The following is a 15,002-nucleotide window of genomic DNA, read 5'->3' as shown; positions in this document are numbered from 1 at the left end:
GTCAGGCCGCCTTGGCCGGCCGCAGGACCTTGCCGTCGCGGCCGAATTCGATCCAGTCACCGGCACGCAGCAGGTAGGGATCGGCTATCGTTTCGCCGCGTGCCTTGGCTTCGCGATGGTGCTTCATATATTCGGCGACGTCCTTGTCGCCATCGAGCTTGATGTAGTGGCACGGCAGCACGGTCTCCAGGCCAAGCCATTGCGTGGCGAGCACGCCTTCATAGGGGCTCATCTCGCCGGTCAGCATTTCGCCCGGCATCGGATTGAGATGCAGGATTTCCTGCGGATTGGCGATGCCGATGCAGCCGACATTCGGCTTATAGAGCTCGCCCTGCAATTTGAGGTCCGAGAAGATCGCCGTGTCGCCGTAGTGGTAGAAACGCAGATTGTCGTCGGCATAGACGATGAAAGCCATTGGCACACCAGAAATGAAGGAGTTGTCCTTTAGCCTGATCTGCGACCAGTGATGGCATTCGAGCGGCTGGATTTCGATACCCGCCACCTTGACGCGGATGCCCCAGGTCGTGGCGCGGATCTGGGTTGCGGGAATGCCGCGATCCATCAGCCAGGCTTTCACCTCGCCGCCGCAGACGACTGGACAGCCATATTTGGCTGCGATCTTGTCGGTGTCGCCCAGATGGTCGTAGGCAGCATGGCTGACGATGACGAGATCGACATGATCGAAGTCGGTCGACTTGGTCGCAGCGCCAGGGTTCTGGTCCAGAAACGGATCGCACAGGATGCGCAATCCTTCGCGCGTCAGGATTTCGTAGGCGGCAACGCCATGGAAGCGCATGCGGGTGGTGGGGTGGGTCATGGTCAATGCGCCTTTTTTCTACCAATGAGCAAGGGCAGGCTTGCAAGACCGCGCCGATCGCCTGGTCTTCGAGCGCGGTGCGACTGCCGGGTCGAGGGCCAGGCCAATTCCGGCCTCGATCAGAGCCTCCAGCGTCACTGCGAATTCCATACGGGCGACACCGGCCCCGGCGCAGAGATGCGGTCCAGCGCCAAAGGTGAGATGCCTGTTGGGCTTTCGGTCCAAACGCAATTCGTCCGGTGCCTCGAACGCCGCTGGATCACGGTTGGCTGAGCCGAAGCTCAGGGCGACGATGTCGCCCGCCGGTATTCGGCGCTCGTGCACAAACAGGTCGCGCGAGGCGTTACGGCCGAAAATCTGGATCGGCGCGGAAAAGCGCAGGAATTCCTCGACCGCCGTCGGGATCAGGCTTGGCTCGGCGACCAGCCGCGCCAAGCCATCCGGATTTTCGGCGAGCCAATGCAACATGACCGAGAGGCCGTCAGCGGTGGTCTCGAAACCGGCGCCGAACACCACTGTCATGAAGGATCGTATCTGTCCGTCGTCGAGACTTTCGCCATCGATCTCGGCGGCCATCAGCATGCTGATGAAGTCGCCCGTCCGCGCCGCCCGCCGCGCCGCTACCAGCCCATCGATATAGGCACCGAGGTCGCGGCTCGCGGCCGCGCCGGCAACGGGATCGCTGACGTCGAACATTTTGGTAATCCAGCCGACCCAGTGTTCGGAATCAGCCAGCGGCACGTCGGTGAAGGCGGCAAGCGAGGCGATCGCGACCGGCACGCAGAATTCGGCCACCGCGTCGGCGCTGCCTTTCTCCGCCATGCGTGCCAGGATCGACCGCGCGAGACTTCCGATGCGCGGCGTGATTTCTGCGACCCGTTCCGGCGTGAACACCGGATTGACGAGGGCTCGGTAGCGAGAATGGCGCGGCGGATCGATCTCGATCGGCAGCATCGGTTCGGTGCGCGGGGTGATGACCGGAATAGCGGTAACGCCTGCGACGCTCGACGTATAGTCGCGCCAGTTGATGGCGCTGGCGCGCACGTCCTCATAACGGGCCATCAGCCAGAAGCCGCCGTGCTTGTTGGAGCGGGCAATCGGACACTTGCGGCGCAACCGGTCATATGCGGTGAACGGGTCTCGGACGAACGTCGGATCGTGGATATCCACATCCTCCGGAATCTGCGGTTCGCTCATTGCTGCGGTGTTCGACATGGTTTCGGTCTTGCCAGATGACGTTTGAATTGGCAGTCCGGCGGCGGGGAGATAACGCCGCCGGACGCTGCTTGAGCCTTGATCCAAGACTCCGCGATGTCTGCGTTCACCCTACTTCACATTCAGAGCGGTCAGCACCTTGTCGACATTGTCCTTGGTGATCAGGATGACGCCCGTATCGAGCGAGTCCGGGATCGGACGGCCGCCGTCTTTCGACGAGAGGCCGGCCGACTTCAACGTGTTGGTGTTGTAGTCGTGCAGCAGCTTGACCGCGTAGTAGATGAAGAGCTCGCGATTCTGCACGACGATGCCGTCGACCCAGCCTTCCTTCGCCGATTTGAAGAAGTCCGGCGTCTGCTCCATCGCAGTCACCTTGATGTCGCCGGGATTCTTGCCGGCTTCACGCAATGCCGTGACGATGCCGGCACCAGATTCGGAATCGAAACCGGCCAGCCCGGCGATGTCTGGATGGGCAGCCAGGATCGCCGCCGTTACCTGCGCCGCCTTCTGCGCGTCGCCGCCGTCATCCTCATTGGCGACGATGGTGTATTTGCCGCCGCCATTGGCCTCGACATAGGCTTTGAAGCCGGCCACCGCTTCGCGCATGTTGCCGGCATTGATGATCGACATCGACGCTACCTTGCCGCCCTTCGGCAGCATTTCCATCAGCTTCTTGGCCTGTGCGACGCCGACCTGCGTCCAGTTCGTGCCGATATAGGCGAGACGGCCGGAGTCGGGCAGATCACCGTCATCGACGACCGTCGGCACGCCTTGCTCCATGCACTTCTTGACGGATTCGGTCAGCGACGGGTCCCAGCCACCGACGACAGAGACGCCGCTCGGCTTCTGCGCGCAGACCTGGTCGACAGCGGAGATGAAGCCAGGCACGTCGAAATCGGTCGGCCCGGCGACGATCACCTTGACGCCGAGCTCTTCGGCGATCCGCTTCATGCCGACATAGTCATACTGCACGAACAACGGCAGGTTGGCCTTGTTGGAGATCCAGTAGTAGGTCTCCTTGGCGTCGGCCGGCCCGAAGGATGATTCCTGCGCGCTGGCCGGAAAAGTGTGGAGCAATGCGGTGGCAGCGAGCGCTGCGCCGGAAAGTATCGTTCTCACTATCGATTTCATGCCCGTTTCCTCCTGATGTTTTTGTATTTTCAGTTCCTTCATCCGGTTGTCCGAATGCCTCCTCCCGTCCCCGCCTGAAATCAGGCGCGGCCGCTGGTCTTGAAACGATCGAGCGAAACGGCGAACAGCAGGACCAGACCCACCACCAGCCCTTGCCAGAACACGCCGATCGCATTGATGATCATGGCGTTCTCGATCAACGCGATGAAAAGCACGCCGAGAATGCCGCCGAGGATCGTGCCTTCGCCGCCCTTCAGGCTCGCTCCTCCGAGCACCGTGGCGGTGATGACCTTGAGCTCGATGCCGACGCCTGCATTGACGACGGCGCTGTTGAGGCGAGCCGCGCCCAGCACGCCGGCCAGACCCGCCAGCGCTCCCATGATGACGAAGCCGATCAGGATGAGCCGGTCGACGCGGATGCCCGAAAGCTGGGCCGCGCGCGGATTGCCGCCGATGAAATAGAACTGCCGGAAGAAGCGCGTCCGCGCCACCAGCCAGCCACCGATGAGCACCAGTACCAGCATCGCCCAGAACGGCGACTGGATCCTGAGCAGCGGATCGGCGCCGCGGCCATATTCGGCGAAGGCATCCGTGATCGGGGTGACGCCGGTGCCGGCGGTGACATAGGTCAGGCTGCGATAGATGGTGAGTGTGCCAAGGGTTGCGATCAAGGCGTTGATGCCGATGCGGGTGACGATCAACCCATTGACCAGACCGCACAGCGCGCCAACCAGAATGCCGACCAGAACAGCAATCTCGGCCGGCCAGCCCCACCAGCCGGCGACGACTGCGGCCCACACACCCGAGAAGGCCAAGGTCGAGCCGACCGACAGGTCGAAGGTGCCGCCGATCATCAACAGCATCATGCCGCAGACAAGAATGCCGACCGGCGCGAGATTGAGCAGCACGGCCCGCATGTTGGAGGCTGTGGGGAAATTGTTGGGGTAAACGATGCTCATCGCCAGCGCGAGCGCGATGACGAGCACGAACAGCGTCAATTCCCTGGAATCGGCGAGGCGCCGCACGATACGCACGAAAAGGTTTTCGCGCCGGTGCTCGGCATTCTCGGCCATCGGTTGCGTGATCTGCATCGTCATGCCTCTGCCATTCCTGGTTCCTTGCGGACTTCAGCAACCGAAGCCGTGTATCTGGTGGCCAGCCGCAGCACCTGTTCCTCGCTTGCCCCGTCGCCCGGCAATTCGCCAACCGTCGTGCCTTCAGCCATCACGACGATGCGGTCGGCAAGCGCCAGCACCTCCGGCAGATCCGAGGAGACGACGAGCAGTGCGACGCCCTTGTCGGCGAGTGCCCGCAGAAGCCGGTAGATTTCGGAGCGTGCGCCGACATCGACGCCGCGTGTCGGTTCGTCGACGATCAGCAGGCGCGGCTCCATCGCCAGCCATTTGGCGAGAAGCACTTTCTGCTGATTGCCGCCGGAGAGATTGCCGACGATCTGGCGCACGCTCGGCGTCGCGATGCGCAGCTCATCGACAAAGGTCTTCGCCAGCGCCTCGGCCTTGCGGTTGGAGAAATTCGCGCCCGAGGAAACCTTGGAAAGTACTGTCGCTGCGACATTGTTGACGATGTCCATGCCTAGGAACAGGCCGGCCGCCTTGCGGTCTTCCGGGACCATGCCGATGCCGGCATGTTTACCATCCCACGGACCCTTTGGATCGATCGGCTTGCCGCCAATCCGGATCGAGCCGCCGCGCCGGCGGCGCGCGCCAAAAATCGCTTCGCAGAATTCGCTGCGACCGGACCCGATCAGCCCGGCGAGACAGACGATCTCGCCCACCCGCACGGTGATCGATGCCGAGCGCACCAGCGGCGGCGCGTCAACATTTTCGGCCTCGAGCACGATGTCGCCGATCTTGCGCCCTGCCGGCGCACGCGAAAAATGCACGTCGCGTCCGACCATCAGACGGATCAGTTCGCCGGTCGAGGTGTTGTCGACCTTGCGTGTTCCAGCAAGCCTGCCGTCCTTGAGCACGGTCACCGAATGGCAAAGCGCGAAAATCTCTGCAAGGCGGTGCGAAACGTAGATCACCGAAACGCCGTTGCTCGCCAGCCGGCGCACCACATCGAACAGTTTCTCGGTTTCGGTAAGGGTCAATGCCGCTGTCGGCTCGTCGAGGATCAAAATCCTGAGGTCGCGAGACAGCGCCTTGGCGATCTCGACGATCTGGGCCTGCGCCGGCGAAAGGGTCGACACCTTCAGAGCCGGATCGATGGCGACGCCAAGCTGCGCGATAAGCACCCTTGCACGATCGCGCATGGCTCGAACATCCACCTGGCCAAGCCATTGCGTCGGCTGCCGGCCGGCGAAGATGTTCTCGGCAACAGAAAGCTGCGGAACGAGTGAGCCTTCCTGATGCACGATGCCGATGCCGAGATCGCCCGCCGCTTTCTCGTCGAGGTCGGCGATTTCGGCGCCATCGACAAGGATGCTGCCCTGGTTGCGCGAATAGACACCGGCGACGATCTTGCCGAGGGTCGACTTGCCGGCGCCGTTTTCGCCGAGCAGGGCTCGGATCTCACCACCCTCGACGCTCATCGAGACATTGTCGAGCGCCCTGACGCCAGGGAAGAACTTCGACAGACTCTTAATTTCGAGCCGCGGCGCCATGGCCCTATTGAGCCTTGGCCTGGAGGTAGTGGGTCTGCTTGGCCTGGATCATCCAGACCATCGTTTCGTTGACAGGTGTGGCCACACCGGTGCGCTTGCCTGCATCGACAATGGCTCCGTTGATCACCTCGATTTCGGTCTGCCGTTTGGCCTCGACGTCCTGCAGCATCGAAGCCTTGCCACCGACCGCCTTCTCCAGCAGACCGGTGATTGCAGCCCAGCGTTCGTCATAGTCGAGCGCGATGCCTTGTGCCTTCGCGACAGCCACGACCTCCTTGAGAATGGCCGCCATCAAGCTCTTGGTGCCGTCGAAGGCGACGAGTTCATGTGACATCAAATTCAGCAGCCCGGCGACCGGCAGCGTGCAGGCATTCAGCGCCAGCTTCTTCCAGACCTCGTCGAGGATCCTGTCCGACTGGGTCGTCTCGATCTGCGCCGCACGAAACACCTCGATGACCTTGCCGAGCCGCTCGGAAGGTTTGCCGGTAAGCTCGCCGATATAGGTCATGCCGGAGCCGGGATGCTTGACGCGGCCAGGCGCCAGCAAGGTGCCGCCATGGTAGGTCAGGCCGACCAGCACGCGGTCTTCACCGACGAGCGAGGCGATGCGCGGTGCATTGCCCCAGCCGTTCTGCAGGCTGAGCACGGCCGTTTCCTTGGCGATCATGGGTGCCGCAGCCCGAACAGCAGCTTCGGTGTGATAGCATTTGACAAAATTGATGATGAGATCGACCGGTCCAACGCTTGCGGGATTGTCGCTTGCAGGAACCTTTATCACCGGCTGCAAACCATCCTTTTCCTCGATGGTCAATCCGCTGTCGTTGATCGCCGTCACCGCCGCCTTGGAGACGTCGATCAGCGTGACGTCATTGCCGGCGCGGGCCAGATATCCACCGAATATCCCGCCCATAGCTCCGCCGCCGCCCAGAATGGCGATTTTCATCGCATCTTCCTCCCTTGGCGATCGCAGTCGCCGTCTCAAAGCAAGTTGATTTGCAGAGGGTCGAGCTTGCCTTTTGGGGGCCTCCAAGCCGGTGCTGGCCGATGCTCATCAAGCCCGGCTTCGTCGTCCTGCTTTTCAATCTTCTATTTTCAGCATTGCAAGCTGTTGCATGGTTGTCAAGCATGATGGTATGAAAGGTCTATGGTCGACCCTTTAATCATCGAACGAAAGAAACTCTTCGAGCATGTGGCGACACATCTCGAGGGGCAGATCCTCTCCGGCAAACTGAAGCCAGGAGACCAACTGCCGCCCGAGCGGGACCTGCAGTCGCGCTTCGGGGTCGGCCGTCCGGCCATTCGCGAAGCACTGATCTCGCTGCAGAAGGCCGGCCTCCTCGAACTCACCAATGGTGCGCGCGCCAAGGTGTTGATGCCGACCGCCAGCCATATCTTTAGCGGCATGGCACCGGCCGTCAGGCAGATGTTGTCGACCGAAGTGGGACAACGCTCCTTTCAGGGCGCGCGGATGTTCTTCGAGGTCGGCCTCGCCCGCGAGGCCGCCCGCACCGCCACGCCTTCCGATCTGGAGACGCTAAGCGAGGCGCTCGAAGCCAATCGCCAGGCGATCGGCGACCGCGAGCGTTTCACCAGCACCGACATTGCCTTCCATTTCGAATTGGCGCGTATCGCGCGCAATCTCGTATTCGTGGCGCTGCACGATCAGATTTCGGAATGGCTCAAGGAACAGCGCACCGTCACGCTGGCCGCGGACGGTCAGGAGCAAACGGCGTATGAGGCACATCGCGCCATTTACGATGGGATCGTCGCGCGCGATCCCGATCGCGCCGAACAGGCGATGCGTGAGCATCTGGATCAGCTGACGACGATGTTCTGGCGCCAGCGAGCAAGTGATCATGAGGCTGATGATCATCAGATGGGCGACCGCGACGCATGAAGATCGGCGTCATCGGCGATGATTTCACCGGTGCCGGCGATATCGCCAACACGCTCGCCAAGGTCGGCGCGCGCACTGTTCAGTATGTCGGAACGCCGACCGTACGACTGAAGACCGAGATCGACGCCGCGGTCATTGCGCTCAAGACGCGCTCGATTGACGCCGGCGATGCGGTGACGCAATCGCTCGCTGCGTGCAGGTGGCTGATTGCCAACGGCGCCGAGCAGATCGTTTTCAAATACTGCTCGACTTTCGATTCCACGCCGCGAGGCAACATCGGACCTGTCGCGGAAGCGCTGCTCGTGGAACTGGACACGACGCTGGCGCTGGTTTGCCCGGCTTTCCCTGCCAATCGCCGGACGCTGTATAACGGGCATCTCTTCGTCGGCGACCGCCTGCTGAGTGAGTCTGGCATGGAAAACCACCCGCTGACGCCGATGACCGATCCCGACATAAGGCGATGGCTTGCACGGCAGACCGCGCTCAAGGTCGGCCATCTCTCTCTGGAAAGCCTGCGTTCGGGCAATGCTCAGGCCGCCTTGCGCCTGGCAAAGCACAACCACGAAAGACTGATCGTCGCCGACGCGATCTCGGATGACGATCTCCTGGCGCTAGGGCGGATAGTCAGGACCCACAGGCTGGTTACAGGCGGATCCGGCATTGCCATGGGCCTGCCCGGCAATTTTGGCATCCAATCGGCAATGGATCGGCGGCCGTTCGCGGGGAGCGACGGTCCCGGTCTCATTCTCTCCGGCAGTTGCTCTTCGGCGACACGCAGGCAAATTGCCGCGTATGACAGCGGTCACCCGTCAAAGCGTCTGGATGCCGCCGACGCGCTCGATCCGGGTGCGGCCGTCGCGAGTTGCCTGGATTTTCTCGTCAGCCACAAGGATACGGGCCCGCTCGTCTATTCGACCGCGGAACCATCGGAGGTGGCTGCAGCCCAAGCCCAATATGGGCGCGATAGGCTGGCGGCATCGTTCGACACGATCTTTGCAGAGCTCGCTATCGAGGCAGTGGCTGCCGGCTTCCGGCGGATCGTGGTTGCGGGTGGCGAAACGTCCGGCGCGGTTGCCTCGGCGTTCGGAGCGGCAGCACTCGAAGTTGGGCCGGAGATCGACACCGGAGTGCCGGTACTCATTCTCGACGGAAAGCCGAGGCTCGCCTTCGCGCTGAAGTCGGGCAATTTCGGCGCCGACGATTTTTTCGAATGTGCACTCGCTACCCTGAAAGGTTGGGCCTCATGACCTTGGAAGAACAGCAGCTTCGCGACGAGTTTTGCCGCTGGGGCGAGTCCCTATTCAGGCGCGGCTACACCGCCGGTTCGTCGGGCAATCTGTCGGCTCGGCTTACCGATGGTTTCCTGGTCACGCCGACCAATTCCTGTCTGGGTTATCTCGATCCCGCCAGGCTGTCGAAACTGGATGCCCAAGGTGTTGCTGTATCGGGCGATGTCCCGACCAAGGAGATTCCGCTTCACATGGCATTCTATGAGGCGCGGCCGCAGGCGGCAGGTGTCGTGCATCTTCACTCGACCTATGCCACCGCATTGTCCTGCCTTGAAGACACAGACCCCGACGACACCGTCCCGCCAATTACACCCTACGTAGTGATGCGCGTCGGCCGCGTGCCGCTTTTGCCTTACACCCACCCAGGCTCTGCCGACGTAAGGCCGCTGGTATTGGCCAAGGCCCGTGAACATGCCGCCGTCCTGCTGGCCAATCATGGTCCGGTGGTTTCGGGCCGCAGTTTTCGCGACGCCGTCTTCGCCGCCGAGGAACTGGAAGAGACGGCGAAGTTGGTATTCCTGACAAAAGCACTAACGGTGCGGCAGTTGGATGCGATGCTGGTTGCCGAACTGCAGACGCGGCACAAGTAATCGGGACGTTCGACGAGCAAGGGATCGGTGGGGAACGGCAAAGTCTGCTCGAAGCCGACGAACGTTCTCCACTACGCGAACGACAGTTTCGCGCCCATTGTCGGTCATTGAGGTCGGCCTCGCGATCACCGGAAAGCCGACATGCGATACGCGCTGTGGGTCGCCGATCCTAGCAGCTTCGAGGCGAGCGGACATCCGGCTGTTGACCCCAACGAGTGTTGCGGCAAACATGACTGGGTCGAAAGTACAGGCATGGCGAAGATGAATTTATCGAGGGGTCCTGCTCAGCGTATTTGAGGCGAGGCCCGAGGCTTCTGTGCGCCGGCTAAGGCGTGTGCGTTTTTTAACGGCCATGTTCATCGATTTCTCCTTGGCGACAGCTCGTATTTATCGCCCGGGGTGCATGCAGAGGCATGTCGACCTGAATTATCGTGAGAGGGGCTATAGCTTCAATCGTGACGCGGTTGGGTCTCACTCACATCTCATGGATTTCTATGAGGTGCGGCTGCGGCGTGGTCCGGTTAAGATGATGAACCAATTCGCGAGCCCAGATGGTCAACGATGAGAGTTAAAGAAGGCGCTGACAGTCTCCGCCTTTCATTGTCCGGTAGGAGAAGACAATGACGACAGCGTTCAACTCGCTTGGCGACCCCGACGCGGAAGCGTTGCGGGCGGCTCAGCTCATCGAAAGCGTGGTCGGCAATGGATGGGCGACAGACGCGGCCGGCAGATTCAGCTATGTTACTCCCAGCACGCTATCGCTTCTCGGCACGACGCTGGAGGAGTTCAACACTTCGTCAAAAGATGGCTCCGCGGGTTGGAAGCGGCTAATCCATCCAGACGACTATGACCGAGCCGTGGCCGAGTGGCGTCGCTGCCTGCAGACAGGTGAGCACTACAATGTGGAGCACCGCATTTTGCGCGCAAGCGGTGCTTACGGTTGGAGTCGAAGCTCCGGACAGCCGCTGTGCGATAGCGAAGGTAACGCCGTTGCATGGTATGGCACACTAATTGAAGGCGATGCGCCGTCCGCAGCCACAGAGCGATTCGCAGATGTGATCAGTGCGGCACTCGAGAAGGAAGCCGCCTCCGACGCTCTCCATTCTCTGAATCTGGTCCATCCGGATGACCGGACAGCGGCGGCGCACGCAGTCGCCCGCGCCTTCTGGACGGGTGTCCCCCAAGTAACGAGGCACAGGCAACTGCAGGCCGACGGAAGTTATCGCTGGAACGAGACCCGATCGGAGCCCGGCTACAGTGTCAGTGTGGACATTGATGATCTGGTGACAGACGGGGAGCCGCTTTCCGGGGCGGACCTGGATCTCTTGGTTGAGAACAATGCCGGGCCAATTCGATCGGCAAAAATCGTTGAAAGCATATTCGGGAACGGATGGGCGTTCGATGCGGCGGGTAGATGGATCTACCTGCATCCGTTCGCGCTGAGCTCCCTCGGGGTGACGCTGGAGTATCTGAACGCTCCATTGAACGAGGGGTACACCGCCTGGAAGCGTTTGCTTCATCCAGACGACTATGAGCAGATCGCGGTTACCTGGCGCCATTGTCTGAGGACCGGCGATCATTTCAATGTCGAGTTTCGCTTTCGGCGCGCAAACGGCACCTATGTATGGGCCCGAACCGCCGCGCGGCCCGCGCGCGACAGCAAGGGTCGTATCACGGGATGGTACGGAATCGCGCTCGACAACGATGTCTACAAGAAAACCGTGGCGGAGCTGCGCGGTCGGGAGCGGGAACTTTCTCAGCTCGTCGACATGGTCCCAGTCCAGATTAGACGGCTGACGCCTGAAGGCGAGCCGACCTTCTTCAACAGACGTTTGCTTGACTTCTTCGGTCTCGACGGTGTGGCGGATCTGGACAAGCCGGGGATGAGCCGGCAGGCGGCGGCCATACAGTCCCTCGTCTATCCCGAAGATGCGGCACGCCTCCTGGAGACCGTCCGCCACTCTCTGGCTACTGGCGAACCATACTCCATGAAGTATCGAATGCGCCGTGCGGACGGAGCGTACCGCTGGGTGGATGGACGCGGCGAGCCGCTGCGTGATCACAGCGGAGCGATTGTTCAGTGGTATGTGATCTCTATCGACGTCGATGACGAGATGCGCGCACAGGAAGCGTTGCGCGACCGGGAGCGGGAACTCTCGCAACTGGTCGACATCGTGCCGAGCTTCCTCTGGCGCCTGTCTGCGTCGGGCGAGCCGGTCTTCTTCAGCAAGCGAATGGTTGAGTATCTCGGCCTTGACGTAGGAGGATACGAGAATGTGGGAGGAAATGGCCTGAAGGCGGCCATTGCGGCTGTCGTACATCCCGATGACGCCGCCAAGCTGGAAGCTGCGATCAACCACTCGGTCACCACCGGCGAGAGCTTCTCCCTGAACTATCGCCTGCGTCGTGCTGACGGCGTCTTCCGATGGATGTCGGGCCGTGCGGAACCGATGCGAGACGAATGTGGGACTGTCGTCCAGTGGTACGGTCTTTCGCACGACATCGACGACCAGGTGAGAGCAGAAGAAGCGCTGCGGAAAGCCAACCGGCAACTGGAGCAAATGATTGACGCCGTGCCCGTGAATCTCCTGAGCTTTGCCCCTTCAGGCAGGATCACCTACACCAGCAAGCGATACCTGGAGAAGGTCGGTTCGCCACCGACGCACATCAATGACTTCGATGCCCTGGCCCGGGACCTGGCCCATCCTGAAGACTTTCCGACAATGTTTCGGAGGGCTTCGAATGGCTTTGCGTCCGGCCAGCCTTTCGTGAATCGCTTTCGTCGACGCGAGAAGGATGGCGTCTACCGCTGGATAGAAGCACGAGCGCAACCGTTAAGGGATACTGATGGCGCGATCGTTCAATGGTATATGGCTTCAATCGACATTGAAGATGAGATGCGGGCGCAGGAGGCATTGCGCGAAAGAGAGCGCGAGCTTCAGCAGCTTGTCGATGCCTTGCCGGTCCACATCTGGAGCTGGACGCCCGATGGCAAGCTTGCGTACGTCAATAGGCGGTCTTTGGAGGAACTCGGCATCTCCGGGGCAAACTTCGAAGACTTCACGAGGGTGGCTCGAGATCTGATTCATCCCGAAGACGCTCCCGAGGTGCTCAATAGGTCAGCCAGCTGCCTCAAAACTGGCGACTCCTTCATCATGCGGTATCGCCGGCGTTGGAAAGACGGCAGCTATCGCTGGATAGAAGGGCGTTGCGAGCCTCTGCGCGATCGGGACGGAGCCATCGTTCACTGGTACCAGGTCTCCATCGACATCGACGAGGAGATGCGCGCACAGGTGGCGCTGCGCGAGAGAGAACGTTCGCTGTGGCAGCTGGTTGAAACGCTGCCGGTGATGATCGATTGCGCCGCACCGAATGGTGAGCCGATATATCGAAGCCGTCAGCTCCGCGAGTTCCTCGGATATGAGTTGGAGGTATTGGACGGTAAGGGAAAATCCCGCCTATCCGGGACACTCGACGAAGGCGTTCATCCTGACGACCTGGCGGGCGTCAAAGCGAACTATGCTCATTCGTTGGCCACTGGCGAACCGTATGCGCGGAGGCACCGTCTGCGTCGCTTCGATGGCGAATATTGCTGGGTCGATACGCGCGCGGCACCGATGCGCAATGCAGAAGGGGGGATTGTTCAGTGGAACGTCGTCTGTCTGGACATCGACGGTGAAGTTCGAACGCAAGAAGAGCTGCGCCTGGCGCAAGAGAGACTTGCACGTGCGAGCCAGGCGGCGAGTCTCGCCGAGCTTTCAGCCTCTATAGCGCATGAGGTGAACCAGCCTCTGGCGGCTGTTGTCGCCAACTCATATGCGTGCCAGCGTTGGCTCACGGCCGAACCGCCAAATATCGAGCGAGCGCAGAAGACTGTGGAGCGTATTATCCGTGACGCCAACTCAGCTGCGGATGTCGTCAGCCGCATCCGCGCCTTATTCAAGCAATCTGCAGACGCGATGGCTTACACAGCACTCGACAGCGTCATAGCGGAGGCGCGCGACCTCATCGCCGAGGAGGCGGTGCGGCGCCGTGTTCGTCTGGATATCGATGTCGAAAGCGACCTTCCTATTGTCGCGCTCGATCGGGTGCAGATTCAGCAGGTTCTGGTGAACCTCATCCGCAATGGGATCGAGGCGATGGACTCTGTTACAGGCGACAAGGTTCTTGGACTTCGCGTGCGCCGGATAGGGGACGCGATCCAGATCGAGATCAGCGATTGTGGCCCGGGCATTGAGTTTCCTGACCGAATATTCGAGCCGTTCTTTACGACGAAAGAGCACGGCATGGGCATGGGACTCGCGATCTGCCGTTCGATCGTCGAGTCCCATGGCGGACGGTTGTGGGTGGAGAAGAACGAGCGGCACGGATCGGCGTTCGTCTTCACGATGCCCGTTGAAATGAAAGCGGCAGCATGACGCCCCACGATCAAATGGTCTTCATCGTCGATGACGACGTGCGTATTCGGGAAGCACTTGGTGAGCTTCTGGAGTCCCATGGCATGCGAGCCGTAGCGTTCGGATCGGCCGGCGACTATGTCCTTGCCGACAAGCCGGACGTCCCCGCATGCCTGATCCTCGATGTGGAATTGCCTGACATCAACGGTCTCGATCTGCAGAAGCAGATCGCCGAGGGCGATCATCCGCCGATCGTCTTCATAACCGGGCATGGAGACATTCCGTCCTCTGTGCGTGCGATTAAGCACGGCGCTGTGGACTTCCTGACAAAGCCTTTCAGCGATGCGGACCTGATGGTCGCGATCCGGGCAGCGATCGCCCAGGATCGGGAAAGGCGATCAGAGCGCGCCGAGGTCACCGTGTTAAGGCAACGCTATCAAGAGCTCACGCAGCGAGAACGCGAGGTGCTGCCGCTCGTTGTGAGTGGCCTGCTCAACAAACAGGCCGCGGCTGAGTTGGGGATCAGCGAGGTCACGCTGCAAATCCATAGACGGAACGTGATGCAGAAAATGGCTGCGGCATCACTCGCTGATCTCGTGCGCATGGCGGAGCGGTTGGAGATACCGATCAGCCACTCTCGGCGAACGGGAGGGAACGGAGTGTGAGCAAGGTGCGACCTGTCGTGGCGATTGTCGATGACGACCCAAGATTGCTCGAGTCGCTCGAGAACCTTTTGGAGTCTGCGGGCTATGCTCCCCGCAGCTTCTCGTCGGCGGGATCACTCCTCGTCAGCGGGCTCTCCGACGTGGACTTGCTCATTACCGATATCGGGATGCCTGGGACGGACGGCTTTGAACTTCGTGACTTGGTCAAGAAGACGCGTGCAGACCTACCGGTTTTCCTGATCACCGGCCGCCATGAGATAGCGGATCAGTACCGTGCCAAAGGCATCAGCGGATTTTTCCGCAAGCCCTTCGACGGCCAGGCCCTGCTTGCAGCCGTGAGCGACGCTTTACGCAACCAAGAAACCGAGGGATGAA

At 61.1% G+C, this 15,002-nt stretch carries 12 protein-coding genes; 6 read left to right on the top strand and 6 right to left on the bottom strand.

What is annotated here, in order from left to right:
- Position 1: 1 nt before the first annotated feature.
- The 6 genes from O7A60_RS27310 to O7A60_RS27285 all read right to left on the bottom strand — a co-directional run bounded on the left by O7A60_RS27310 (position 2) and on the right by O7A60_RS27285 (position 6,732).
- Positions 2-817: an MBL fold metallo-hydrolase gene (locus O7A60_RS27310; protein WP_337108837.1), complete on the bottom strand. Its 816-nt coding sequence runs from the start codon at positions 815-817 to the stop codon at positions 2-4.
- Positions 818-835: 18 nt separating this feature from the next.
- Complete coding sequence (locus O7A60_RS27305) at positions 836-2,032, bottom strand: cytochrome P450 (protein ID WP_337108836.1); 1,197 nt, start codon at positions 2,030-2,032, stop codon at positions 836-838.
- A 111-nt stretch (positions 2,033-2,143) separates the two neighbouring features.
- Positions 2,144-3,163 (bottom strand): substrate-binding domain-containing protein, encoded by a 1,020-nt coding sequence (locus O7A60_RS27300; RefSeq protein ID WP_337108835.1) that lies wholly within the window; start codon positions 3,161-3,163, stop codon positions 2,144-2,146.
- Between the two features lie 80 nt (positions 3,164-3,243).
- The gene (locus tag O7A60_RS27295) at positions 3,244-4,260 is read right to left on the bottom strand and encodes an ABC transporter permease (protein WP_337108834.1); all 1,017 of its coding nucleotides are present in this window, start codon (positions 4,258-4,260) and stop codon (positions 3,244-3,246) included.
- A complete protein-coding gene (locus O7A60_RS27290) occupies positions 4,257-5,789 on the bottom strand; it encodes a sugar ABC transporter ATP-binding protein (RefSeq protein ID WP_337108833.1) in 1,533 nt (510 codons plus the stop codon). The genes O7A60_RS27295 and O7A60_RS27290 overlap by 4 nt, the downstream gene beginning before the upstream one ends.
- A gap of 4 nt (positions 5,790-5,793) precedes the next feature.
- Entirely contained in the window at positions 5,794-6,732 is a 939-nt protein-coding gene (locus O7A60_RS27285) for a ketopantoate reductase family protein (RefSeq protein ID WP_337108832.1), read from the bottom strand.
- Between the two features lie 201 nt (positions 6,733-6,933).
- On the opposite strand from O7A60_RS27285, the gene O7A60_RS27280 reads away from it, so the two are divergent.
- From O7A60_RS27280 to O7A60_RS27255, 6 genes are all read left to right on the top strand, one after another.
- On the top strand, positions 6,934-7,686 hold the full coding sequence (locus O7A60_RS27280; protein WP_337108831.1) for an FCD domain-containing protein: 753 nt from the start codon (positions 6,934-6,936) through the stop codon (positions 7,684-7,686).
- Positions 7,683-8,933 (top strand): 3-oxo-tetronate kinase, encoded by a 1,251-nt coding sequence (otnK, locus tag O7A60_RS27275; RefSeq protein ID WP_337108830.1) that lies wholly within the window; start codon positions 7,683-7,685, stop codon positions 8,931-8,933. The genes O7A60_RS27280 and otnK overlap by 4 nt, the downstream gene beginning before the upstream one ends.
- Complete coding sequence (otnC, locus tag O7A60_RS27270) at positions 8,930-9,565, top strand: 3-oxo-tetronate 4-phosphate decarboxylase (RefSeq protein WP_337108829.1); 636 nt, start codon at positions 8,930-8,932, stop codon at positions 9,563-9,565. Before otnK ends, otnC begins: the two co-directional genes overlap by 4 nt.
- A 620-nt stretch (positions 9,566-10,185) precedes the next feature.
- Complete coding sequence (locus O7A60_RS27265; RefSeq protein WP_337108828.1) at positions 10,186-13,983, top strand: PAS domain-containing protein; 3,798 nt, start codon at positions 10,186-10,188, stop codon at positions 13,981-13,983.
- Positions 13,980-14,627, top strand: a complete 648-nt coding sequence (locus tag O7A60_RS27260) for a response regulator transcription factor (RefSeq protein ID WP_337108827.1) — start codon at positions 13,980-13,982, stop codon at positions 14,625-14,627. Before O7A60_RS27265 ends, O7A60_RS27260 begins: the two co-directional genes overlap by 4 nt.
- Positions 14,624-15,001 carry a response regulator gene (locus tag O7A60_RS27255; RefSeq protein ID WP_337108826.1) on the top strand — a complete coding sequence of 126 codons (378 nt, stop codon included), beginning with the start codon at positions 14,624-14,626 and terminating at the stop codon, positions 14,999-15,001. Before O7A60_RS27260 ends, O7A60_RS27255 begins: the two co-directional genes overlap by 4 nt.
- The last annotated feature ends 1 nt before the right edge of the window (position 15,002 follow it).

The sequence above is a fragment of the Mesorhizobium salmacidum (SeqCode) genome (assembly GCF_037179605.1).
Classification (GTDB): Bacteria; Pseudomonadota; Alphaproteobacteria; order Rhizobiales; family Rhizobiaceae; genus Mesorhizobium; species Mesorhizobium salmacidum.
Note: the sequence above shows the minus strand (reverse complement) of the source record. Positions and strands in the feature narration are given on the sequence as shown.

What these genes read in the sequence shown, in the direction of transcription:
- O7A60_RS27310 (WP_337108837.1), bottom strand. Translation starts at nt 817, where the DNA reads ATGACCCACCCCACCACCCGCATGCGCTTCCATGGCGTTGCCGCCTAC.
- O7A60_RS27305 (WP_337108836.1), bottom strand. Translation starts at nt 2,032, where the DNA reads ATGTCGAACACCGCAGCAATGAGCGAACCGCAGATTCCGGAGGATGTG.
- O7A60_RS27300 (WP_337108835.1), bottom strand. Translation starts at nt 3,163, where the DNA reads ATGAAATCGATAGTGAGAACGATACTTTCCGGCGCAGCGCTCGCTGCC.
- O7A60_RS27295 (WP_337108834.1), bottom strand. Translation starts at nt 4,260, where the DNA reads ATGACGATGCAGATCACGCAACCGATGGCCGAGAATGCCGAGCACCGG.
- O7A60_RS27290 (WP_337108833.1), bottom strand. Translation starts at nt 5,789, where the DNA reads ATGGCGCCGCGGCTCGAAATTAAGAGTCTGTCGAAGTTCTTCCCTGGC.
- O7A60_RS27285 (WP_337108832.1), bottom strand. Translation starts at nt 6,732, where the DNA reads ATGAAAATCGCCATTCTGGGCGGCGGCGGAGCTATGGGCGGGATATTC.
- O7A60_RS27280 (WP_337108831.1), top strand. Translation starts at nt 6,934, where the DNA reads ATGGTCGACCCTTTAATCATCGAACGAAAGAAACTCTTCGAGCATGTG.
- otnK (WP_337108830.1), top strand. Translation starts at nt 7,683, where the DNA reads ATGAAGATCGGCGTCATCGGCGATGATTTCACCGGTGCCGGCGATATC.
- otnC (WP_337108829.1), top strand. Translation starts at nt 8,930, where the DNA reads ATGACCTTGGAAGAACAGCAGCTTCGCGACGAGTTTTGCCGCTGGGGC.
- O7A60_RS27265 (WP_337108828.1), top strand. Translation starts at nt 10,186, where the DNA reads ATGACGACAGCGTTCAACTCGCTTGGCGACCCCGACGCGGAAGCGTTG.
- O7A60_RS27260 (WP_337108827.1), top strand. Translation starts at nt 13,980, where the DNA reads ATGACGCCCCACGATCAAATGGTCTTCATCGTCGATGACGACGTGCGT.